The sequence below is a fragment of the Flavobacterium suaedae genome, from assembly GCF_014642915.1.
Lineage (GTDB): Bacteria > Bacteroidota > Bacteroidia > Flavobacteriales > Flavobacteriaceae > Flavobacterium > Flavobacterium suaedae.
Window position 1 is genome coordinate 379,105 of sequence record NZ_BMJE01000002.1, and the last position, 22,157, is coordinate 401,261.

General features: G+C 34.7%; 16 protein-coding genes. 11 read left to right on the top strand and 5 right to left on the bottom strand.

Translation table 11 applies throughout. The features are described from left to right. Positions 1-61 precede the first annotated feature (61 nt). Positions 62-6,544, bottom strand: a complete 6,483-nt coding sequence (locus IEW45_RS04685) for an alpha-2-macroglobulin family protein (protein ID WP_188620070.1) — start codon at positions 6,542-6,544, stop codon at positions 62-64. Positions 6,545-6,708: 164 nt separating this feature from the next. On the opposite strand from IEW45_RS04685, the gene IEW45_RS04690 reads away from it, so the two are divergent. Next, positions 6,709-8,067: a UDP-N-acetylmuramate--L-alanine ligase gene (locus IEW45_RS04690; protein ID WP_188620071.1), complete on the top strand. Its 1,359-nt coding sequence runs from the start codon at positions 6,709-6,711 to the stop codon at positions 8,065-8,067. A gap of 2 nt (positions 8,068-8,069) precedes the next feature. Here IEW45_RS04690 and IEW45_RS04695 read toward each other — a convergent pair whose 3' ends face one another. Beyond that, a complete protein-coding gene (locus tag IEW45_RS04695; RefSeq protein WP_188620072.1) occupies positions 8,070-8,645 on the bottom strand; it encodes a DUF1287 domain-containing protein in 576 nt (191 codons plus the stop codon). A 95-nt stretch (positions 8,646-8,740) separates the two neighbouring features. Between IEW45_RS04695 and radC the strand changes: the two genes are divergently transcribed. Genes radC through IEW45_RS04725 form a run of 6 tightly spaced genes read left to right on the top strand, consistent with a single transcriptional unit; the run spans position 8,741 to position 13,448 of the window. Beyond that, positions 8,741-9,439 carry a RadC family protein gene (gene radC, locus IEW45_RS04700; RefSeq protein WP_188620073.1) on the top strand — a complete coding sequence of 233 codons (699 nt, stop codon included), beginning with the start codon at positions 8,741-8,743 and terminating at the stop codon, positions 9,437-9,439. Positions 9,440-9,484: 45 nt separating this feature from the next. Then, a complete protein-coding gene (locus IEW45_RS04705; RefSeq protein ID WP_188620074.1) occupies positions 9,485-10,114 on the top strand; it encodes an ABC transporter ATP-binding protein in 630 nt (209 codons plus the stop codon). Then, on the top strand, positions 10,111-11,514 hold the full coding sequence (locus tag IEW45_RS14810) for an ABC transporter permease (protein ID WP_229665892.1): 1,404 nt from the start codon (positions 10,111-10,113) through the stop codon (positions 11,512-11,514). Before IEW45_RS04705 ends, IEW45_RS14810 begins: the two co-directional genes overlap by 4 nt. After that, complete coding sequence (locus IEW45_RS04715; RefSeq protein ID WP_188620075.1) at positions 11,507-12,013, top strand: hypothetical protein; 507 nt, start codon at positions 11,507-11,509, stop codon at positions 12,011-12,013. The genes IEW45_RS14810 and IEW45_RS04715 overlap by 8 nt, the downstream gene beginning before the upstream one ends. Further along, positions 12,013-12,702 (top strand): YjjG family noncanonical pyrimidine nucleotidase, encoded by a 690-nt coding sequence (locus IEW45_RS04720; protein WP_188620076.1) that lies wholly within the window; start codon positions 12,013-12,015, stop codon positions 12,700-12,702. The genes IEW45_RS04715 and IEW45_RS04720 overlap by 1 nt, the downstream gene beginning before the upstream one ends. After that, positions 12,702-13,448, top strand: a complete 747-nt coding sequence (locus tag IEW45_RS04725) for a hypothetical protein (protein ID WP_188620077.1) — start codon at positions 12,702-12,704, stop codon at positions 13,446-13,448. Before IEW45_RS04720 ends, IEW45_RS04725 begins: the two co-directional genes overlap by 1 nt. On the opposite strand, the gene IEW45_RS04730 is transcribed toward IEW45_RS04725, so the two are convergent. Beyond that, entirely contained in the window at positions 13,445-14,722 is a 1,278-nt protein-coding gene (locus IEW45_RS04730; RefSeq protein ID WP_188620078.1) for a replication-associated recombination protein A, read from the bottom strand. The two genes, IEW45_RS04725 and IEW45_RS04730, sit on opposite strands and share 4 nt — an antisense overlap. A gap of 86 nt (positions 14,723-14,808) precedes the next feature. Here IEW45_RS04730 and IEW45_RS04735 point away from each other — a divergent pair, with 86 nt between their 5' ends. Beyond that, a complete protein-coding gene (locus IEW45_RS04735; protein ID WP_188620079.1) occupies positions 14,809-15,633 on the top strand; it encodes a rhomboid family intramembrane serine protease in 825 nt (274 codons plus the stop codon). A gap of 9 nt (positions 15,634-15,642) precedes the next feature. Here the strand turns inward: IEW45_RS04735 and rlmB are convergent, their stop codons facing one another. Continuing rightward, positions 15,643-16,377, bottom strand: coding sequence for a 23S rRNA (guanosine(2251)-2'-O)-methyltransferase RlmB (rlmB, locus tag IEW45_RS04740; RefSeq protein ID WP_188620080.1), 735 nt, complete (start codon positions 16,375-16,377; stop codon positions 15,643-15,645). A gap of 227 nt (positions 16,378-16,604) precedes the next feature. Here rlmB and IEW45_RS04745 point away from each other — a divergent pair, with 227 nt between their 5' ends. Next, entirely contained in the window at positions 16,605-19,343 is a 2,739-nt protein-coding gene (locus IEW45_RS04745; protein WP_188620081.1) for a fibronectin type III domain-containing protein, read from the top strand. Between the two features lie 74 nt (positions 19,344-19,417). Here IEW45_RS04745 and IEW45_RS04750 read toward each other — a convergent pair whose 3' ends face one another. Further along, positions 19,418-21,085 carry a BamA/TamA family outer membrane protein gene (locus IEW45_RS04750; protein WP_188620082.1) on the bottom strand — a complete coding sequence of 556 codons (1,668 nt, stop codon included), beginning with the start codon at positions 21,083-21,085 and terminating at the stop codon, positions 19,418-19,420. A gap of 184 nt (positions 21,086-21,269) precedes the next feature. On the opposite strand from IEW45_RS04750, the gene rpsL reads away from it, so the two are divergent. Both rpsL and rpsG read left to right on the top strand, forming a co-directional pair. Next, positions 21,270-21,650, top strand: coding sequence for a 30S ribosomal protein S12 (gene rpsL, locus IEW45_RS04755; RefSeq protein ID WP_188620083.1), 381 nt, complete (start codon positions 21,270-21,272; stop codon positions 21,648-21,650). A 26-nt stretch (positions 21,651-21,676) separates the two neighbouring features. Next, the gene (gene rpsG / locus IEW45_RS04760; protein WP_188620084.1) at positions 21,677-22,153 is read left to right on the top strand and encodes a 30S ribosomal protein S7; all 477 of its coding nucleotides are present in this window, start codon (positions 21,677-21,679) and stop codon (positions 22,151-22,153) included. The last annotated feature ends 4 nt before the right edge of the window (positions 22,154-22,157 follow it).

Below are 22,157 nucleotides of genomic sequence, written 5' to 3' on the forward strand. Positions count from 1 at the left end.
TTTAGTTGGTTTAAATAAAAAAGCCCGGCATTGCCGGGCTTTTTTATGTATGATTTTTCAGTTAAGGCTTGGTTATTACTCTCATACCTTCAGAATGCCCTGCAAATTCAGGGGCATACATACTTTGTATTGTGCTTATACCATTAGAGAATTCCCCGGCATTGTTTACCCTTACGTCATACTCTAAAACATATATTCCTTTTTCAATTCTGTCAAAAAAGAAATGAGTTGCAGCATCTCGTGTGGTATTATAATAATATAAACCATTTTGGTTTTTATGTCCTGATATTGTATTCACAGGTTCAAAACCGGCAGCACGAACATCTTTTAAGTGTACATACTCCATATCTTCCTTAATATTTAAAACAATACGTATAGTAACCAAATCACCTATTTTCATTGGGTTTTCAGGTGCTATTTTTTCCAGTTTATTACCTTCAGAGCTTCTTGTTTTTATATATAGCTCTCTTTTTATATTCATAATACCCTCCTGTGCTTGATTCACTTTGTCACTATCTTCAAAATACTGCCAATATAAACCACCGTAACCAGGTACTTTATTATTGTTCTTTATTGTAATAGTAGATAGGTTTTTAGTTACTTCATCTTTATTCCAGCGTAGTTTTATATAACCTGTACCTGCTTCGGTTTTAGCTTCCTCTAATTTTTTAGTAAAGGTTTCTTTATCACCAAAATCAATATCAGTATTATTTTCTATAGAAAGCCAGTTAGTACCGCTAGAAAGTAAAGCGTATACAGCATCAGCAGTACTTTTTGTTGTAGACCAGTTTTTATTCTGCTTATTTTTTATCAACCAAGCCTTCATAGCATCAATACTTTCAACATCAGTACTATCAATTTCCGCAAAGGCTTCAATAAGTAATGCCTGTGTTTCTACAGGAGAGTTATACCAATACCAACCTGATGTGTTATTTTTCCAGTACATACCTTTTTCCTGATTTAAAACAGCCGTATCCCTAAGGCTTTGTACTATATTATTTGCCGTTTTTTCTCTTTCAAAACGATATAATACTAAAGCAGATAGACCTTTTTCATATAAAGAGTATTCCAACCACTTTTTTTCTATAATAGCGAGGTATTTATCGATTATCTTTTTTGTATCAGGAGTTAAAGGATGCATTTCTCTATGAAAGCTACGAGCATATAGATAATGCAATACAGAACTGCTTACAGTTAACTTATCTTTTTTTCTATAAAGTTTATAGCGTTCTTCAAACTTTGAATCTAAATATTTAATACTAGGTTTAATAGTGTGGTAAATACTATTGTTAGTAGTATCTTTTATAGCTCCCATTTTTTTTAAGTGCCCAAAGCCTGCGATAATATGCCTTGTAATAAACTCATTACCTTCACCGCCTTCAAACCAAGGGAAAGCACCGTCTGTTAACTGTTTTTCGTCCAGTTTATTTAAAGTAAGTGTCGACTCTGTTTTTACCCTGTCAAGGTCAAATAACATTGCAATTCTGTTTTTCTTTTCCTGCTCGCTCAGGTTATCCAACATCCAAGGAGACTCTGTCATTATAATAGACTTTAATTCTTCATTTTGCTCCAGTTTATTAAATGATTTTCCTTGTTTATGCCATTCTTCAAAAACTTTTGCTATTTCGGGGTTGCTTTCCACTATATGAGTAGCAATTGTGTTAGCATAGTAACGAGAGAAAGTTTGTTCTGAACACTCGTGTTCAAACTCCATTAAGTAAGGTAAAGATTGTAACGCTATCCAGGTAGGGTTTGAGGTGTACTCTAAGGTAATACCATGGTGTACAAGGGTAGAGGAGGTATTGTTTTTAAGGTTTTCCAATGTGTATTCTTTAGTAAACTCTCCTTTTACCCATAACGGAATACTTTCTGTTACAAGTTCCCTATTAGTTAATACAGGGATAATACTTTCTTCACCATCACTAAAATCACCTGATTTTGCTACAATTTTGTATTGTATTGCCTGTATACCCAGTGGTGCTTTTATTGTCCAGCTTACAGTACTGTTTCCTTTTGGTGTAATACTAAAGCGTTGTACTTTTTCAGCTTTAAAAGCTGTGGCTTCAATAGGCTGCATAGTGGTAGCGTCATAAAGTTCCAGCATAGCACTACCAATTTTTTCTATAGGTGTAGTATTAGTAACCTTAGCTATTAAGGTTATTTCATCGCCCTCTCTTAAAAAGCGAGGCATATTTGGCATAATCATCAGGTCTTTTTGAGTATAGGTTGTATATTCAAAATATCCTGATTCAGCCTTTTTATTGTGGGCAAATAGTCGCATTTTCCATACAGAAAGTGCTTCTGGGGATGTAAATGAGAAACTTAAGTTTCCTTCATTATCAGTACGAAGATTAGGTAGGAAGAAAGCTGTTTCTTTAAGGTTTTTTCTTGTTTTTACTTTTTCAAGCTCATTCATTTCCTCTTGTATACCTTTTGTGGTTGTAATTATAATTACACCGTTAGCACCCCTATTTCCATATATAGCTGTTGCTGCATCATCTTTAAGAATACTGTAACCGGCAATATCATTAGTGCTAATACTTCTAAAACCATCTTCATCTACAGGGATTCCATCTACAATAAATAAAGGTTGTACATTACCGTTTATATTTCCTACTCCTCTTAATATTATAGTAGATTCACTACCGGGTTGACCGCTTCCAGTAGCTATACTGAGGCCTGCCACTTGCCCTTGGAGGCTTTGTATTAGAGAGGCCCCTGTTCTGTCTTCTATAGATACTGTTGTCATTGCTGCTGCTGAAGTTACCGGTGTTACTGAGCGATATTTATCCACTACAACACCCTCAAGCCTCATACTCGATTCTTTTAATCCTATTTTTAGTGGGTTTTCATCAGCTACTTTTGTAATATGGCTTTCAAACCCGACAAATGATGTTTCAATAATGTCTCCGGCAGAGGCAGGTATACCAAACTGACCATCAATATCTGTTTGAACACTTATTGAAGTAGTTTTATTGAAAATACTTACTCCCGGAATAGGCCCAAGTTCATCACTAACAATACCTTTAAGTATAAAGTCACTATCGCCTAGTGGTATACTGTCATAATTTATATCATTATAGTAATAATGTATACTGTTATTACTAATGTCAAAACCATAATTATTTAATTTTTCACTGGTAAAGTTAGCATTGTAGTATTTTTTATAATCCTTAAAACTACTTTTGTTCCCCCCAGTGTTTACGTGTTTATATGGCATATTATTATAACTGTATATTCTATCATGGTCTTCTTTCAAAGGATTCCAGTAACTTCTGTAATTAGCAATATAATCTATAGAAGTGTCGTACATTGAGGCTAATACCTCCATAGGAATATTAGCATCGTTTTTTATAGTAAAAGACCAAGTTTCTTCTTTACCGGGTTGTAATTTGTCTTTAATTACAGTGGTAATAAATTTAAAGGGATCTTTTAATGGAGCTATTTCTTTTGAAAAAGAAAACTCTTTATGTTCGTTTTCCCAAACGTAATCTATACTGATTTCTACCTGTCCTTTACCCTTCTTGTCTATAGGTAACTTTACTGTATTTAAACCGTTATTAACCTTATGGATTTTTGAATAAACAATTTCATTCAAATACATCATTCGTATGCTTACATATAGTTTTGGTATAGGTGTGTACAATTCAAGAGCTATATAGCCATCTTCTTTAAAGTTAGTGTTAGTTGTTTTGTATTCTATGACTTTAAGGTCTGAAAATTTAGTTTCTCTGAAACTAAATTTAGCAGAATTTTTAGCTATATAACCCAAAGAGTCCTTTGTTTTTACCTGTACCATATAGTTGCCGGTTTCCCAATCTTTAAAATTTAATATTACAGGAGTATTCTCTTTTACAATTAATGAATCGGAATAAACCAGTTCTTCATCGTCTGGGTTACCATCAGGAGAGCTATATGATAAATGAGGGAAGTTTTCTATAAAAACATTTTTTGCGATAGATTGTATTTCCGGCGTTCCCCATGGTCTACTTCTTAGCAACCTGTTTTCGAGGTTTTTTAGGTTATATATTTTTACTTTACACATTACAGGTTCAATCCCATAATTGTTATTACGGGCAGTAATGTTAATAGGTAAATTATTCTCAGTATTACCAAAGTAATTTGATTGCGCATTAACACTTAGACTAATAGTTTGGTAACCTGCATATACAGTTTTTGAACATTCATGAGTTTCTCCACTAATGTCAGTAATGGTAGCATTTACGCGATAATTAAGTTTAGAGGGGTTGTTGTCATTTGTTTCTAAATCTTTCGGAGGTGTTGCTGTAAAGCTAATTTTAAAGTTACCATTTATGTCAGTGGTTGTTTCTCCTTCTTTACTGTAATAAGTATCATATTCATAGTTATTTCCTTTAATGAAATAAGAAACCTTTGCTCCTGTAACGGGTGCTCCGTTATATGTTACAGCTTTACCGGAAACAGTAACAGAGTCATTCACTCTGACAGCTTTTTTAAAAGATTCAAAATTAACCTCAAAAGAGGGGCGTTTATATTCTTCTACTCCAAATGATATATCAGTTTCATCAAAGTAGAAATAGTCATTATCCCAGTATTCATCGTCTTTGTCTCCAATTTCTGAAGTCTCTAATACTGATATTGTAAATTCTCCGGGCATTTCATTTTTTGGGATTAAAAATTCTCCCGAAAACGAACCAAATTCATTTGTTGTGAAACTCATTGTTTTTATAACATCATAATTATCATTCTCTATTTCTACATCTACAGTCAAGTTTGGTATTGTTTTATAAATACCGTTAGTTTCAGCTATAACTATCCCTTTAAAGTACACTGTTTGCCCCGGTCTGTATATCGGTCTGTCTAAAAATATTTTAGTTTCAGCATTAATATCATTTTTGTCATCATCGTCATCATTTATATACTTATAAGACGTTGTAACATAGGTTCGTGTAGTAAGTGTATCACCTTTAAAAATAATTGTAGTTTCTTCAGTTCCGTATACAGTGTCTTTTAATGCAATTTTACCATTTCGGTCTGTATAAAAGTTCTCATTCTTACGAGTTATTTTTGCCCGTTTAACAGGCTTCCCTATACTACGATCTAAAATATGAAGGAGGTTTTTGTAATCATTTGTATCTTCAGAAATAGCGGTTATATTGGATGCCTGAATAATGCTGAAAGTATCATATTTATCTGCTTCACTGGAGTTATCGGCAGATTGAATATGAAGTAGATAAACACCCTTTTTTAATTTAGGTAATATAATTTCAGTTTCATATTCAAAATATCCATAATCAGTAGGTGTTGTGTAAAGCTGTTCGGTAACAGGTTTACGTGATTTAATTATTTCTTTATAATAACGATAATATGGAGTATCCTTTATCGTGTCAGTAAAGTATACCGGATAGGCAGAAATTTTAAATGATTTTACATTTCTATACTTAACTTTAGCCAAAATACTTCTTTCGGGTATTACATAGCTTTCAGTAGTCAGTTGTATTTCTTTTAATGTGATGTGGTGTTTTAAGTTTTCAGCTTGTGTGGTAATGTCATTGTATTTACAGTTTTTTATAATGTAGTTGCAGTTTGCAACAGCTTTTATAAAATAGTCCTTATTACTCCCTTTATTTGCTAAATCATAATATAACTCAGCTTGAACAAGTTTGGCACGATATGTATAGTAATTTTCTTTTAGCCATGTATTTATATAATCAGTAATAGTTTTAAGGTAAACTTCATTTAAATTGGCATGATGTTCTTTTCTGAAAAACTCAAGTCTTCTTAAAACAGCTCTTTGCAGGCTGGTAGTGTCTTTTTTGCTTTTATATAAACTTTCTAGTTGCTGTAATAAAACTATTTTTTTATTAAAGGGGCTAAGAGTATCATTAGGAGTGTATTTTAAAAAATCAGCAGTTTTACTATATAGCAGAGAGTTCTTTTCGTCGTAGTTGTAATAACTACCTTCATTTCCTAATAAAGAGATATAGCGTTCTACTAAAAAGTCATATAGAGATCTCTTTTCTTCTGTGTAGTTATAAATAGAGTTTATAACTTCATTGTAGTTGCTTAAAGGAGTATTATACAATATACTTTGCTGTGCTACACTACTGTCATAAGCAGCTTTTATTTCTGTTATAAAATTATCACGACTCCATTCAAAGATGTTCTCAGGAGTAGCATTCTTCAAAGTAGTCATTTTGTATATTTTATATTTTCGGTCATTATAAATAACCCCAAGATTTTCAGCATAAATGCTTTGTAAAAGCGCCTTAGTAGGAATGCTTACATTTTGTTGCTCTTCAAGTAACTTTTGCAGTATTAATTGTTTAGAGTTTTCTTCAAGAGTTAGAGAATATTTTGAAAGAAAGAAAAACGTTTTAATTAGTTGAGGTTCGTTATTGTTTTTCTTGGCTAAAGCATATATTTTTTCAACTTGTTCTTTAGCAGGTTTAACTCTGCCTACTTTTTCGTATTCACTAACTTTTTTCCATTCAGACGAATAATTTTGAGCAAAAGCAGAGGTACAGCAAAATAGAAATGCTGTAAAATAAAGTAATAATTTCATGTTTGTAGGTTTGGTGCAACAATATACTGAAATTTGTTTTCTGTAAGGTTTAGCATCTGTATAATCATTTTATTATTTTTGATTTTTAATACAGCCCTTTATTAAGTAGAGTTTATTTTTACGTATAAAGATGGAAACCTTCATTTAATTTTTTACAAGAAATAATGCATATACATTTTATAGCAATAGGCGGTGCAGCTATGCACAATTTAGCATTAGCGCTTCATGAAAAAGGATATAAAGTAACTGGTAGTGATGATGCCATATTTGAGCCAAGCAAAAGTAGACTGGACAAAAAAGGACTATTGCCAAATGAAATGGGCTGGTTTCCTGAAAAAATTACTACTGATATTGATGCTGTAATACTGGGTATGCATGCAAAACCTGATAATGCCGAATTATTAAAAGCACAGGAGTTAGGCTTAAAAATATATTCGTATCCTGAATTTTTATACGAGCAATCTAAAGGGAAAACACGTGTAGTAATAGGGGGCTCTCACGGTAAAACCACTATTACCAGTATGATATTGCATGTAATGCATTACCATAATATAGAGGTAGACTACATGGTAGGCGCACAACTGGAAGGTTTTGATACAATGGTACACCTTACCGAAGAAAATGATTTTATAGTACTGGAAGGTGATGAGTATCTTTCATCACCTATAGATCGCAGACCGAAGTTCCATTTATACCAGCCTAATATTGCGTTGTTAAGCGGTATTGCATGGGATCATATAAATGTGTTTCCCACTTATGAAAACTATGTGGAGCAATTTGAAATCTTTATTCAGCAGATAACCAATGGTGGTATATTGGTGTATAATGAAGATGATGCTGAGGTAAAGAGAGTAGTAGAAGCGTCAACTAACCCGATACGCAAAATACCATACAATACCCCTGAATATACAGTAGAAGATGGTACTACTTATTTAGAAACTCCTGATGGTGCTATGCCTATAGAGATATTCGGAGAACATAATCTGAATAACTTGGCAGGAGCTAAATGGATATGCCAAAATATGGGTGTTGACGAAGCTGATTTCTACGAAGCCATAGCAACTTTTAAAGGTGCAAGTAAACGTTTAGAAAAAATAGCAGAGAGTGATAAAAATGTAATTTATAAAGATTTTGCGCACTCACCAAGTAAGGTGGCTGCTACGACCAAAGCAGTAAAAGACCAATACCCTGACAAGACTTTAATAGCGTGTTTAGAACTACATACCTATAGTAGCTTAAATGCAGAGTTTTTAAAGCAGTATGAAGGCGCCTTAGACAGTGCAGATGTAGCAATTGTATTCTACTCGCCGGATGCTGTTAAAATAAAACAACTTGACCAGGTAACACAAGAACAAATAGCAAACGCCTTTAAACGTGATGATTTAATTATTTATACCAATCCTGCTGCGTTTAAAGAGTATTTATTCCATTTAAAATATGATACTAAAGGAACTGCTTTATTATTGATGAGTTCCGGTAATTATGGAGGATTAAACTTTGATGAACTTAAAAGTATAATTTAATATTACTTTGTTGGGTTATACCTGTAATGTCCTGATATGTTATAGTTAAAAAGGCAGTCTTCCAGTTCTTGCCCTCTGCCTATATTATGTACGATCATATAGCGTTTACCATCTGCTGATTTTCTGTTTACTACAATACCAATGTGAGGCAGGCTAGGCGTAAGCATCCATGTAACAAGGTCTCCCGGTTTGTAATCATCAGCATTTTTGGTAACAGGTAATGAAGTACCCTTTCGCGTAAAAAACACCTGTAAGTTAGGTACACGCCTATGGTCTATATTCGTATCAGTTGATTTTAAACCCCAGGTTTTCGGATATTTAGAAAAGTTAGCTTTCATATCCTCGTGTACCTCTTTTTGTAAATCAATCCCGAGTTTCCTGTAAGCCCGTATTACTACATCGGTACATACGCCAATATTTTTAGGTACATCGCCATTCGGGTAAGGAATTTGCCTGTAGCTACCGTCATACACAACATGATCTTTGGTGAGTGACAGCGCAGCATTAGAAAGCTGTAGCGAGAAAGTATCCTGAGTATAAAAAGTTAAAAAGAACAGAACAGATAGAATTGCTTTCATAATAAGTTGGTTTGTAAATAAAACGTAATCATTTTATTTGTAGTATAAATCTGGTTTTTAATTATTTATATTCGCAAGCCATATCCCGCTATAAAATGGAAGAACTACAAAGCCCTTTTTCTATAAAACACTGGGCAGAGGATGATAAACCTCGCGAAAAACTAATGCTAAAAGGTAAAGCTGCTCTTAGCGATGCAGAACTTATAGCAATATTAATCGGTTCGGGTAGCCGTAATGAAAGTGCAGTAGACTTAAGCAAGCGAATATTAGCAAGTGTAGACAATAACCTTACAGCATTAGGTAAGCTATCGTTACAACAATTAATGCAGTTTAAAGGTATAGGCGAAGCCAAAGCCATAACTATTGCTGCTGCCATGGAACTCGGGCGCAGACGCAGGGATGAAGAAGGACCGGACTTAAAACAAATAACTTCAAGCCGCACTGCTTTTGAAGTAATGCATCCAATAATTGGGGAGTTGCTGCATGAAGAGTTTTGGGTTATTTTCCTTAATAATTCCAATAAAATAGTTTATAAATCGCAACTTAGTAAAGGTGGTATTACAGGTACAGTGGTAGATGTTCGGATTGTATATAAAATGGCTTTAGAGCATAATGCAGTAGCTGTTATATTGGCTCATAACCATCCTTCGGGTACATTAAAGCCTAGTGAGCAGGATAAGCAAATAACACAGCAATTAAAAGTAGCAGGACATGCACTGGATATAAAAGTTTTGGATCACTTAATTATTACCGAAAAAAGCTATTACAGTTTTGTTGATGAAGGTATTTTATAAGCCCTGTATTTTCGTTAACTTGCATGGCATATAAAAGTTTACTTTATGATAAGTACAAAAAATGTTCACTTTTCCTATGGCAAAGGGACAGATTTTAATTTCCCTGATGTTACTGTTGATGGTGGCGACACACTTTTAGTAACAGGAGGGTCAGGAAAAGGAAAAACAACACTATTACACCTGCTGGGTGGTTTACTGAAACCCCAGTCAGGAGAAATAAATATAGAAGGAACTAATATTGCTACACTACCAAGTGGTAAGCAGGATAGTTTCAGGGGTAAAAATATAGGGCTTGTATTGCAGCAGGCATACTTTGTAGAGTCACTAACTGTTGAAGAAAATGTAGTTTTAGCTTCTTGGCTGGCTACAGGAAAAAAAGCTCCGCAAAAAGCTAAAGACTTATTGGAGCAGTTAGGGCTTAAAGACCAACTGCATAAATTACCATCGCAGCTAAGTATAGGGCAGCAGCAACGTGTGTCTATAGCACGAGCTTTGATAAATGAGCCTAAACTACTTTTGGCTGATGAACCTACCTCTAGCCTTGATGATGAAAATGCTTTTACGGTTGCAGATATGCTTTCTTCTTTGGCAAAGCAATTTGGTACTGCATTAATAATAGTAACGCACGACCAAAGACTTAAAGACCGTTTTCCTAACCAAATTAACTTGACATGATAACAAAAATAGCTTGGAGAAATATTTGGTTTAAACCACTTAATACACTGCTTAGTATTATACTCCTTACAGCAAGTGTGGCGATAATTACATTGTTGATATTATTACAAGAGCAGTTTGAAAAGAAATTTGAAAGTAATGTAGAGGGGATTGACTTAGTGCTTGGTGCACAAGGTAGTCCGTTACAACTTATACTTTCATCAGTATATCAGGTAGATGCACCTACGGGAAATATTAATTATGCCGAAGCAAAACAGTGGATGGATAACCCATTTGTAGAAACGGCTATTCCATTAGCTTTTGGGGATAATTATAAGGGGTATCGTATTGTTGGTACTACAAAGGATTACTTAGATAAGTATGATGCACAACTAAAAGAAGGCAAAGTATTTAAGCAGAATTTTGAAGTTGTAGTGGGTAGTACTGTAGCCAAAAAAATGCAACTGAAACTGGGAGATAAATTTTATGGTTCGCATGGCGATAGTGAAGAGGGAGAAGTACATAAAGACCATGCTTATATAGTAACAGGTATTGCAGATGAAACAGGTAAAGTAATTGATAACCTTATTTTGTGTAATATACCTAGCGTTTGGGCAATGCACGACCACAGCCACGGGCATGAACATGATGGTGAAGCGCATGAGCATGAAGGGCACGACCACGACCATAATCATGGAGAAGAAGCTCATAACCACGATGAAGAGCATAATCATGAAGGAGATGTTCACGAACATGAGGAGCATGAACACAGTGATGCGGATAACCACAGCCATGAAGATGCACATGAGCATCATGACCATGACGAAGCAGCACATAATCATGAACATGATGAAACACATATAAGTGAAGAAGGTAAAGAGATAACAGCGGTTTTATTAAAAATGAGAAACAAACCGGCTATACTTTCCTGGCAAATGATAATACCAATGAATACTAAAATGCAGGCAGCATCTCCGGGTAAAGAAATAAACCGCTTATTTGGGTTGTTTGGTATTGGGCTGGATGCATTACGCTACCTTGCTTATGGTATAATGCTGATTTCAGGTATTAGTATTTTTATAGCATTATTCAATACACTTAAAGAAAGAAAGTACGAATTTGCTTTATTGCGGGTTAATGGTGCAAGCCGTTTCCAGTTACTTTCATTGGTACTTATAGAGAGTTTACTTTTATGCATAACAGGCTTCCTGTTTGGAACGATTGTTGGAAGAATAGCATTGGTATTAATTTCAGGTTCATCGCAAGAAGAATTTAAAATGTCATTTAACCCACTGGAATTTGTTTGGGATAAAGAAGGCTACCTGTTGTTGCTTACTATACTGGTAGGTATAGTAGCAGCATTAATACCAGCAATAAAAGCATATAGTTTAAACATATCAAAAACATTAGCAAATGCGTAAAACAATTTTTGTTCTGTCAACACTTATACTTTCTGTTTTCATACTAACATCAGCAGGAAATCCTACTGCAAAGTTTAGGGAGTATGGTTCTGAAACAAAGGGTATAGTTAACGACAATATAGCAGATACCTTAACATGGAAATTACTGGGACGTATTGATTATAAGAAAAAGCCCAGTAAAGAATATCCTGAAGGGGTTATGTATCCTATTATAAACAGCACATTAAAAGCAAAAAATAAGAAAGAGATAGTAATGACGGGGTTTATTATCCCTATAGATAATAAAACGTACGCACTTAGTAAAAATGTATTTGCTTCATGCTTTTTCTGTGGGCAGGCAGGACCTGAAACCATTATGGGTATTCAGTTTAAAGACCCGTCAACACGACTTAAAACAGACCAGTATGTAACCCTGAAAGGTACATTCAGGTATAATGACAGCGATGTTAACGACTGGATTTACCATATAGAAAATGCAATAATAGTAGACGGAGACTAATGCGGATAGTTAATAAGGAAAACATATTTTTTGACTTGGATCATACCTTGTGGGATTTTGAAAAAAATTCTGCACTGGCTTTTAAAAACATATTGCAAAAACATAATATTGATGTTGATGCAGATGCTTTTATTAAAGAATATGTGCCTATTAATATGCAGTACTGGAAACTGTACAGAGATGGTGATATAAATCAGGAAAAGCTTCGCTACGGAAGGCTTAAAGATACTTTTACTTTGCTGGAGAGTGATGTGCCTGATGAAATGCTTGATGTACTTTCGGAAGATTATATTGCAAATTTGCCTTTAAATAATCATTTATATGAGGGTGCTTTTGAGGTGTTGGAATACCTGAAACCAAAGTATAAATTGCATATTATAACTAATGGTTTTCAGGCTGTACAGGATATAAAGTTGAAGAACTCTAATATTCATCACTATTTTGAAACAGTAACCAATTCAGAATTGGCAGGTTGTAAAAAGCCAAATCCTGATATTTTTCACTATGCCTTAAAAATTGCTAATGCTGAAAAGCATAGTAGTGTTATGATAGGCGATTGTATAGAAGCTGATGTACAGGGAGCGATAGATTGTGGTATAGATGCTATATATTTTAATGAGTTTAAAAAGGAAACAAGCCCTTCTGTAAAACAGGTTAACCATTTACTGGAGTTAAAAAACTTACTTTAATGAAAATAAAGACACTCATATTATTTTGTGCATTTTTGGTAACCGGAAATTTACTGGCACAAACAGTAAACGATTATAAATATGTAATTGTACCGGAAAGATTTGAATTTCAGAATGAATCAGGAGAGTTTCAATTGAACTACTTAACTAAAACGCTTTTCGAAAAAAAGGGCTTCACTGTTTTTTATTCAGGAGATAAATTGCCTGATGAGATAGCTTTAGATAAATGTAAAGCCTTACATGCTGACGTTGTTAAAAATTCGGGTGTTTTTACGACAGGGCTTATTATAAAATTAAATGATTGTAATGGTAAAGCCTTATTTACCTCAATAGAAGGAAAAAGCAAAAGAAAACAAATAGGGCGTGCGTATCATGAAGCCTTAGCCAAGGCTTCTGTATCTATTGATGCTATGGGGTATAGTTACAATGCAAAAGATGATGAAGTGGCATCATGGGAAAAAGCAGATGAATCTTATATGGCACCCCAACCTAATATTGATGGTATAAAAACGAAACATATAGTGACTAAACATACATTGTTTGCCCAACCTATTGCAAATGGTTTCCAGTTAGTAGACAGTACACCTAAAGTTGTAATGAATATATATCCTACATCTGATAAGGGTGTTTATATTGCAAAACAAGATCTTACAATAGGCGTATTGCTTAATAAAGGAGGTGTTTGGTTTTTTGAATATTACCAAGAAAACAAACTGGTAAAGAAAAAGCTGGATATTAAGTTCTAATATCCATACTTATCTTTCCATCTGTTTTTTAAAAACTCTCGTGTACTATTTTCTCGTGAATTTTGCCCCGGGTCATAAAACTTTGTGTTTTTAACTTCATCGGGTAAAAATTCCTGTTCTGCAAAATTGTTAGCATAATCATGAGCATATTTGTACTCATCACCATAACCTAACTCTTTCATTAGTTTGGTAGGAGCATTGCGCAGGTGTAACGGTACAGGTAAATCGCCTGTTTGTTTTACCGCTTGTTGTGCTTTGCCTATAGCCATGTAGGTAGCGTTGCTTTTAGGAGAAGTAGCTAAATAAACGGCACACTGGCTTAATATAATACGTGATTCGGGATAACCAATTGTAGATACTGCCTGAAATGTATTATTAGCCATAATTAAAGCAGTGGGGTTAGCATTACCAATATCTTCACTTGCTAATATCAGCATACGGCGTGCAATAAATTTTAGGTCTTCACCACCTTCAATCATTCGGGCTAACCAATATACAGCACCATTAGGGTCACTACCACGCATTGACTTTATAAAAGCAGAAACAATATCGTAATGCTGCTCTCCTGTTTTATCATATAACACAGTATTTTTTTGTACAAGTTGTGTTACCCTGTCATTAGTAATTTCTATTGCATCACCCTCAGAAGCATTAATTACCAGTTCAAAAATATTAAGGAGTTTTCTTCCGTCCCCACCCGATAGCTTTAATAACGCTTCCGTTTCTTTAAGCTGTATATTTTTCTTTTTAAGTACTTCATCTTTCTCCATAGAACGGTGCAAAAGTGTCTCAAGATCTTCTGGGGAGAAAGCATTTAGTATATAAACCTGACATCTTGACAATAAAGCGGGTATTACCTCAAAACTTGGGTTTTCAGTGGTAGCCCCTATAAGTGTAACCCAGCCTTTTTCTACTGCAGCCAATAAAGAGTCTTGTTGCGACTTACTAAACCTGTGAATTTCATCAATAAAAAGTATAGGGTTTTTAGCGGTAAATAAACCACCGCTTTGTTTGGCTTTTTCTATAACTTCACGTACATCTTTTACTCCTGAGTTAATAGCACTTAGTACATAAAAGGGACGTTTAGACTCTTCTGCCATAATTTGGGCAAGGGTTGTTTTACCCGTACCGGGAGGCCCCCACAATATTAAAGAAGGTATTATACCCTTTGCTATTTGGTGGGTAAGTGAACCCTGTGGACCTACTAAATGTTGCTGACTAATATATTCTGATAAATTTTGCGGACGTATGCGTTCTGCTAAAGGTGCTTCCATAATGTAAAATTACATATTATGACAAAATAGCACAGTATTAAAATTGGTTAAATTGTTGACAAGGTATAGAAAGAGTTTTAAAAAATATGGCAACAGTTCACGATAATCAATTTAAGTTTACCCCTTCTGTAGTAACATGGCCTTTGTACTTTGTACTGTTGCTTTGGGTAATTTACTGGGTAGAAGTAAAGTATAATATATACCTTTCGCATTACGGTATTTTGCCACGCACTTTTAAAGGGCTTCGCGGAATTATTTTAAGTCCGTTTTTACATGGTAGTTTAGAACATTTATATAATAACTCTATAGCACTATTGGCACTTATTGCTGCCTTGCGTTACTTTTACAGGGAGCATTCTCTTAAAATAATAGGCTACGGTATACTGCTTTCGGGTTTTATAACTTGGCTTATCGGTAGGGAATCCTACCACATAGGCGCCAGTGGGCTTATATATGTTTTAGTGAGTTTTATTTTCTTTAAAGGTATACAAACGGGGTATTACAGGCTTGTAGCTTTGTCGTTAACTATTGTAATGCTTTACGGGAGTTCTATATGGTATATTTTTCCCGATGTAAAAGACGGGATTTCCTGGGAAGGGCATTTAGGAGGTTTTATAACAGGATTTCTTTTTTCACGATTGTATGATGCTCCTGCATATCGAAAACCTGTGGTGTATGACTGGCAAAAACCCGAGTTTGACCCTGAGCAAGACCCTTTTATGAGGCGTTTTGATGAAAATGGAAACTTTGTAAATCCGCCAAAACCTGAAGAGCAGGAAATAGAGGAAGAACAAGCCACTCAGCAACACTCAACAGCACAACACCCGCGTATTAATATAGTGTATAACTATACAAAAAGCAGGGGAGAGGAAATTGATAATGATAGTGAGGAAATTGAAGAGCAAAGTTGAAAGAAGTGATTAACTTCTTTGTCTTACAGCTTCATATAAAAATGCGCCACAAGCTACAGAAACATTTAGCGATGATATAGTGCCAAACATTGGTAACTTCGCTTTTGCATCTACTATTTTTAATACCGAAGGATTAACCCCTCTGTCTTCTGAACCCATTACAATTGCTGTAGGTTCGGTAAGAGATACATTATAAATAGTATCATCTGTTTTTTCGGTAGCAGCAACGGTTTGTACTCCTGAACTCTGCAGGTAAAAAATAGCATCTTTAATATGTTCTACTTTACAAATAGGCACATTAAATACTGCTCCGGCTGATGTTTTTACAGTATCGCCATTTACAGGTGCAGAACCATTTTTTTGTATAATAATACCATCTACTCCTGTACATTCGGCAGTACGGATTATGGCTCCAAAATTACGAGCATCCGAAACCTGATCCAGTATAAGGAATAAAGGTGTTTTATCTTTACTTAAAACACTTTCTACAAGCGTTTCCAAATCATGAAATGACACAGGTGAAATAACCGCAACAGCACCTTGGTGGTTATTATGGGTAAGACGGTTCAGTTTTTCAACAGGAACATAGCTAAAATTGATGTTATTCTTTTTAACCAACTTCATCAGCTCTCGCATTAAGTCACCCTGGGCTTCCTTTTGTATGAAAACTTTATCTATTTCGCTACCTGACTGAATTGCTTCAATAATAGCCCTTATACCAAATATTTGCTGTGGTTTTTCCATGGGGCAAAGATAGTAACAATAAGTAATGCAAGTATATAGTATAGGTTTTTTATTTAAGCAAAAAATATTGCTCTGCAAGTAGTAAAAGTTAATTAACAAATAAATAAACTGAGTAATAATTATCTTACGTTTTAGTAACGCTACTATAATTAAGCTGTAACCTTGTTTTGTTGTTGCGAGTATACTTTTGCGCTTTATTGATTTATTCCCAAACAACAACACATCTTATGAAGAAGTTTTACTTATTGCTGATGCTTTTTGGAAGCCTGTTCCTAAAAGCACAAGAGTTACATCCGTATTTACAGGCACCAACATCCAACTCTATTTATGTAAACTGGAAAACAGAAGACAACACCGAATCTATTGTAGAGTACGGTAACAGTCCTGAAGCCTTAACTACTATAGTTAATGGTACAACAGATGTTTTTTCAGATACAGGATATGATGCTAATTATTACTATCACACTGTTAAAGTAGAAGATTTAGCACCAAACACTAAATACTATTATCGTATTAGAACCGGTGTTTTAACTTCTGAAGTTTATTCTTTTAAAACTATGCCGTTAGCAGGTGAAGCTGCAACGGAAGACGGACACCTTCGTTTTTTAATTTTAGGAGATAACCAAATGCGTAATGTACCGCGTTTTGATTCGCTTGTTTCTGCTGCAAAACGAAAAATTGCAGAGAAGTGGGGTGCTGGCTTAGACCCTGCTGATAACATAGCAATGACTGTTATGGTAGGTGACCAGGTTGATGTTGGTACACTTGACCATTATGAAAATGTTCACTTTAAAAAGAACTCGGGACTTTCAGGTTATTTACCGATACAAACACTTGTAGGTAACCACGAAACCTATGGTACACTTGCTATGCAGGCGTATTATGACCATTACATTCTTGATGAAATATCATATCAGGGTATTTCTTCAGGAACAGAAGACTATTATGCTAACCAGGTAGGTAACACATTATTTATTGCTCTTGATACAGAGCATACCGGTATAGAGCAACTTTCGTGGGTAACACAAGTTCTTGATGCTGCTAATAATGATGAAACTGTTGACTGGATTATATCATTAGGGCACAGACCGTATCAGGCAGAGCAGTATATTGGTGATATATCGCAATGGGTACGAAATACAGTAATGCCTATTTTAGTTACTTCGCCAAAGCATATACTACATATAGGGGCACACCACCACCTGTATCACAGAGGTCAGCTTAAAGATACACCAACCTACCAAATTATATCAGGGGGTGTAGCTTGGGATCAGTACTGGGGTATGGCTGCTGAGGAGAACTATGAAGATGTACAGAAAACCATATCAAACTGGATTTACCAGATTATAGATATTGATGTAAACAATAATACGTTTGATGTAGAGGCGTACTCAATAGGTAGTGTTTACAACTGGAAAAACAACCAGCTTATGGATGAGTTCCACCATTATAAAGGTGTGCCTGCTCCTGAGCAACCGGAAATTGTAAATGACTTTACAGGAAATGATGTAGAGCTTCCTTTGGAAATAGAAAGTTCAGAATATACCACTACTTCAGATGAGTTATTAAACAGTACACAATTCCTTATCGGTAAAAACGAAGATTTTACTATTGTAGAGAAAGATGTTTACCGTGATTTTGAAGATTTATACGGTCCTGTAGGAACTCAGGTAGATACTTCTGCAAACGTTAATTTAGGTGTTGATATTACTAAACTTACACTTGCAGAGAGTGAAATACCAAACGGACAGTATTTTGTTAAGGTACGCCACAGAGACCGTAACCTTGGATGGTCGCAATGGAGTGAAACAAAATCATTCAACATTATAAACAGTACTTTTGCTAATACACAAATACAGCTTGATACTATAGCATATCAGCCTAACACACCTATAACAGTATCTTATTCTGATACTCCGGGGAATAGTACTGATTGGATTGCCTTATATAAAGATGAGCAAACTCCGGGTAGTGCAAGTCCTTCTCAAGATTGGTCTTATACTAATGGACAAGTTAGTGGTACTATAGTGTTTGACGGTCTTACAGATTACGGAATGTATTATGCTACATTATTTGAAAATGACAGCTATACGGAAATAGTAGACAGGCAAACTTTTTACGTAGGACCTTTTGTAGAGGTTACTACAGACCAGGAAGTTTACGATTCAGGAAGTGATGTAATAGTTAGTTTTGAAAACGGGCCAAACCTTGATAACGATTGGATTGGTATATATAAAGTAGGGCAAACACCAGGTAGTATAAACTCAACACAGTGGGAATATGTTACTACAGCAGATGGCGAGTTTACTTTTGAAGGTTTGGCAGATGGTTATTATTTTGTTCAGTATTTCCTTGAAGACGGTTATCAAAGTATAGGGGAGAAGGTTTTCTTTCAGGTAGGTAGCCAGATAACACAGTTAGCCATAAACAAAACAGTTTATAACTTAAATGAAAACATTATTGCTACATGGACAGATGCTCCGGGTATAATAAAAGACTGGTTAGGTATTTATCACGGTGGTGATGACCCTAATGTAGATGAACTTGTAAGTTATACTTATTTTGACGGTCAGCCGGAAGGAAGTAAAATTATTTCAGGAGAAGCACTTCCAACAGAAGTGGGAGAGTACTTTATAGTGGTATTTACTAATGACTCTTACAACGAAGTTTCTAACAGAGTTACTTTTGAAGTAGAGGACGAAAGTGCGCATGTTGAAAACTGGGATAATGAACAACCGCTTATGGTTTACCCTAACCCGGCAAAAGCAGGTGAGAAAACATACATTACTTGTAAGTACCCAATTGACCAGATAGATGTTTTTGATATGACAGGTAATCTGTTCTATACCTCTAAAAATATTAAGGATTATAATTTCTCATTAATAAACCAAAGTTTACCAACAGGAACTTATATCCTAAAAATACATTCTAATAAAGTATATAACGTAAAAGTTATAATAAACTAAGGTTTTTTAGTTTTGTAGTGTAGTTGTAAAAGCCTCCTGATTTCAGGAGGCTTTTTCGCTTTATTTCTTTATGTTTAAAACTTAGCTTTAAAACTTAAGTGTACAATAGAGTTAGAAAGTTTTATAGGCTGGTCTTTCGTACTCCCGTTAGCATACACCAAATTGAATAATCCGTTTTTGGTAAGTATCCCGAAACCAAAACCAAGCCCTAAAATGTTTTCCTCTATATCTGAAGTTTTATCCTGAAAATAACCATAGTCAGTAATAGAGTGTACATACATGCTTGGTGTTAGTTTATATCGGTACTCTGCCATTAAAGCAGAATATAAACTTGCCTGCAAACTGTTTTCATTAAAACCTCTAAAAGAGTTAATACCCCCAAACCGGTGTAACTCATTAATAATATAGGAGTCACTTTTCAGGTAGTACGTTTCGTTTTTAATAGTAATGATGTTTTCTTTATTTAAATATATATTATGAGAGATGTCCGCCTGTATAAAGTATTGTTTTAAAGAATTGGTATCAGTATCCCTGCTTCCCAATCCACCCTTTATAATAGCTTTTGTTTTTTCAGGAAAAAGAAAGTCGTTAAAAGAATAGCCTGTAAACTCATAAGTAGAAGTCCAGAATGTATTAGTGTAATCACTAATTGTACTGTTGTTTAGATTTTGAATATCGGTAGACTCTGTTTGACGATAACCTAAATATAATTTTGAGTTATAATTAAAGTAGTACCCTACATTTAAATCGGTAATTGTAGTTTGAAAAGTACTGTCCTGTTTAAAAATGTTTAAACTACCTTTTATACCTATCGGGGTTTTAAATATATAAGGCAATTCAAGAGAAGTGTCAAAAGTAGTTTGTTCTTCTCCGTTATTTTTCCAATATAAATTAAATCGCTCACCGGAGTTTAATACATTAACCAGTAACAGTTCCAAGTAACCATTAAAGCGAACACTTCCACTATTGTCATCATTACTAAAACCTATAAAGCCATCAAAAACATTTGGCTTTGCCTTTTCAAGATATACATATACTTTAGTGGAGTCTTCTTTAAAAAGTATTTCAGGATATTTTATTTGGCTAACAAAAGGTATAGCATTAAAATCCCTGTATACCCTTTGTAGGTTATCTTTATTAAAAACACGTTTCCTGTATTTTTTTACAATGCTTCGTTTTATCCCTTCGGGGAATTTTTCGTAGCCTTCTATTATAAGTCCGTCCAGTTTCCGCTTTTTCTCAATACTTATGTTTAAGGAAGCGTTTAAAGTGTTTCCTTTTTTAGAATAGTCGCTCAGCTGTAGGCTACTTAAAGAATAACCTTTCTTTTCCAGCAAGGCTACGTTGTTTTTCATAAAACTTTCTACTTCTGCTATAGGCAGCTTTAAAGTGTCATTGCTTATATTCAGTAGTTCCTTTTCCTGAGAGGCTAAGTTTTGCGTGTTTATGTTTATAAGTTCTGTTTTACTACCAATTGAAAAAGTATATATAAATAAGGAGTCATTAGCTTTACTATGAGATAATAATTTATTCTCCAAATACCCTCTTTTCAATAGTAATTCAGATATTTGCCCCGCTTCATCAGCTACTGATTTAGCATTTTCGTGTACCTTATTATAAGGTATAGAATCTATAACCTTATTTTCAGATTCAGTAAGCCCTTCTGCTTTTAAGTAAAATGATTGCGCATTTACTACAAAAGAGATTATGAAAAGTAAAAATGTGACAAGGGTATTTTTCAATGTAAATTGACAATTAGGAGTAAAAGTAACGCAAAAATATCTCAAAAAATATAAAGGGCGTTTTTTACTCGGAATTCGTTTGAAAATTAATAGGTTAAGATTTGTTTTATTAATTATAATTCCTACATTTGCAGCCCCGGAAAAAGCGGGTTTTTTAAATATAAGAAATTTTTTAATAATAATTATGCCTACAATTCAACAATTAGTAAGAAAAGGAAGGGCCCAGATAACTAAGAAGAGTAAATCGGCTGCTTTGGATTCTTGTCCTCAAAGAAGAGGGGTATGTACACGTGTATACACTACTACACCTAAGAAACCGAATTCTGCAATGCGTAAAGTTGCAAGGGTTCGTTTAACAAACGGTAACGAAGTGAATGCATACATACCTGGAGAAGGACATAACCTACAAGAGCACTCGATAGTATTAGTTAGGGGTGGAAGGGTAAAAGATTTACCAGGTGTTAGATACCACATTGTTCGTGGTGCTCTGGATACTGCCGGTGTAAGCGGAAGGTTACAGAGAAGATCTAAGTACGGTGCAAAACGCCCTAAAGACAAAAAGTAATTTTAAAGAGTTTTTAAACAGAAGACATGAGAAAAAGACAGGCTAAAAAAAGACCACTTTTACCAGACCCGAGGTTTAACGACCAGCTTGTAACGCGTTTTGTAAATAACTTAATGTGGGATGGTAAAAAATCAACTGCTTTTAAAGTGTTTTATGATGCTATTGACATTGTAAACGAGAAAAAGCAAGACGAAGAAAAATCAGCGCTTGAAATGTGGAAAGATGCCTTAACTAACGTTATGCCGCACGTGGAGGTGAGAAGCCGACGAGTAGGTGGTGCTACTTTCCAGATACCAATGCAGATTAGACCCGATAGAAAAATCTCCATGGCTATGAAATGGTTGATACTTTATGCGAGAAAGAGAAATGAGAAATCTATGGCTCAAAGACTGGCTTCAGAAATTTTAGCAGCAGCTAAAGAAGAAGGAGCAGCTGTTAAGAAGAGAATGGATACTCATAAAATGGCAGAGGCTAACAAAGCATTCTCTCACTTTAGATTCTAAAACA

Bases quoted from the DNA above. Each gene is read 5' to 3' on its own strand.
- IEW45_RS04730 (WP_188620078.1), bottom strand. From the start codon at position 14,722: ATGGAAGCACCTTTAGCAGAACGCATACGTCCGCAAAATTTATCAGAA.
- IEW45_RS04695 (WP_188620072.1), bottom strand. From the start codon at position 8,645: ATGAAAGCAATTCTATCTGTTCTGTTCTTTTTAACTTTTTATACTCAG.
- IEW45_RS04685 (WP_188620070.1), bottom strand. From the start codon at position 6,544: ATGAAATTATTACTTTATTTTACAGCATTTCTATTTTGCTGTACCTCT.
- radC (WP_188620073.1), top strand. From the start codon at position 8,741: ATGGAAGAACTACAAAGCCCTTTTTCTATAAAACACTGGGCAGAGGAT.
- IEW45_RS04725 (WP_188620077.1), top strand. From the start codon at position 12,702: ATGAAAATAAAGACACTCATATTATTTTGTGCATTTTTGGTAACCGGA.
- IEW45_RS04745 (WP_188620081.1), top strand. From the start codon at position 16,605: ATGAAGAAGTTTTACTTATTGCTGATGCTTTTTGGAAGCCTGTTCCTA.
- IEW45_RS04690 (WP_188620071.1), top strand. From the start codon at position 6,709: ATGCATATACATTTTATAGCAATAGGCGGTGCAGCTATGCACAATTTA.
- rpsG (WP_188620084.1), top strand. From the start codon at position 21,677: ATGAGAAAAAGACAGGCTAAAAAAAGACCACTTTTACCAGACCCGAGG.
- IEW45_RS04715 (WP_188620075.1), top strand. From the start codon at position 11,507: ATGCGTAAAACAATTTTTGTTCTGTCAACACTTATACTTTCTGTTTTC.
- IEW45_RS04705 (WP_188620074.1), top strand. From the start codon at position 9,485: ATGATAAGTACAAAAAATGTTCACTTTTCCTATGGCAAAGGGACAGAT.
- IEW45_RS04735 (WP_188620079.1), top strand. From the start codon at position 14,809: ATGGCAACAGTTCACGATAATCAATTTAAGTTTACCCCTTCTGTAGTA.
- rlmB (WP_188620080.1), bottom strand. From the start codon at position 16,377: ATGGAAAAACCACAGCAAATATTTGGTATAAGGGCTATTATTGAAGCA.
- rpsL (WP_188620083.1), top strand. From the start codon at position 21,270: ATGCCTACAATTCAACAATTAGTAAGAAAAGGAAGGGCCCAGATAACT.
- IEW45_RS04720 (WP_188620076.1), top strand. From the start codon at position 12,013: ATGCGGATAGTTAATAAGGAAAACATATTTTTTGACTTGGATCATACC.
- IEW45_RS14810 (WP_229665892.1), top strand. From the start codon at position 10,111: ATGATAACAAAAATAGCTTGGAGAAATATTTGGTTTAAACCACTTAAT.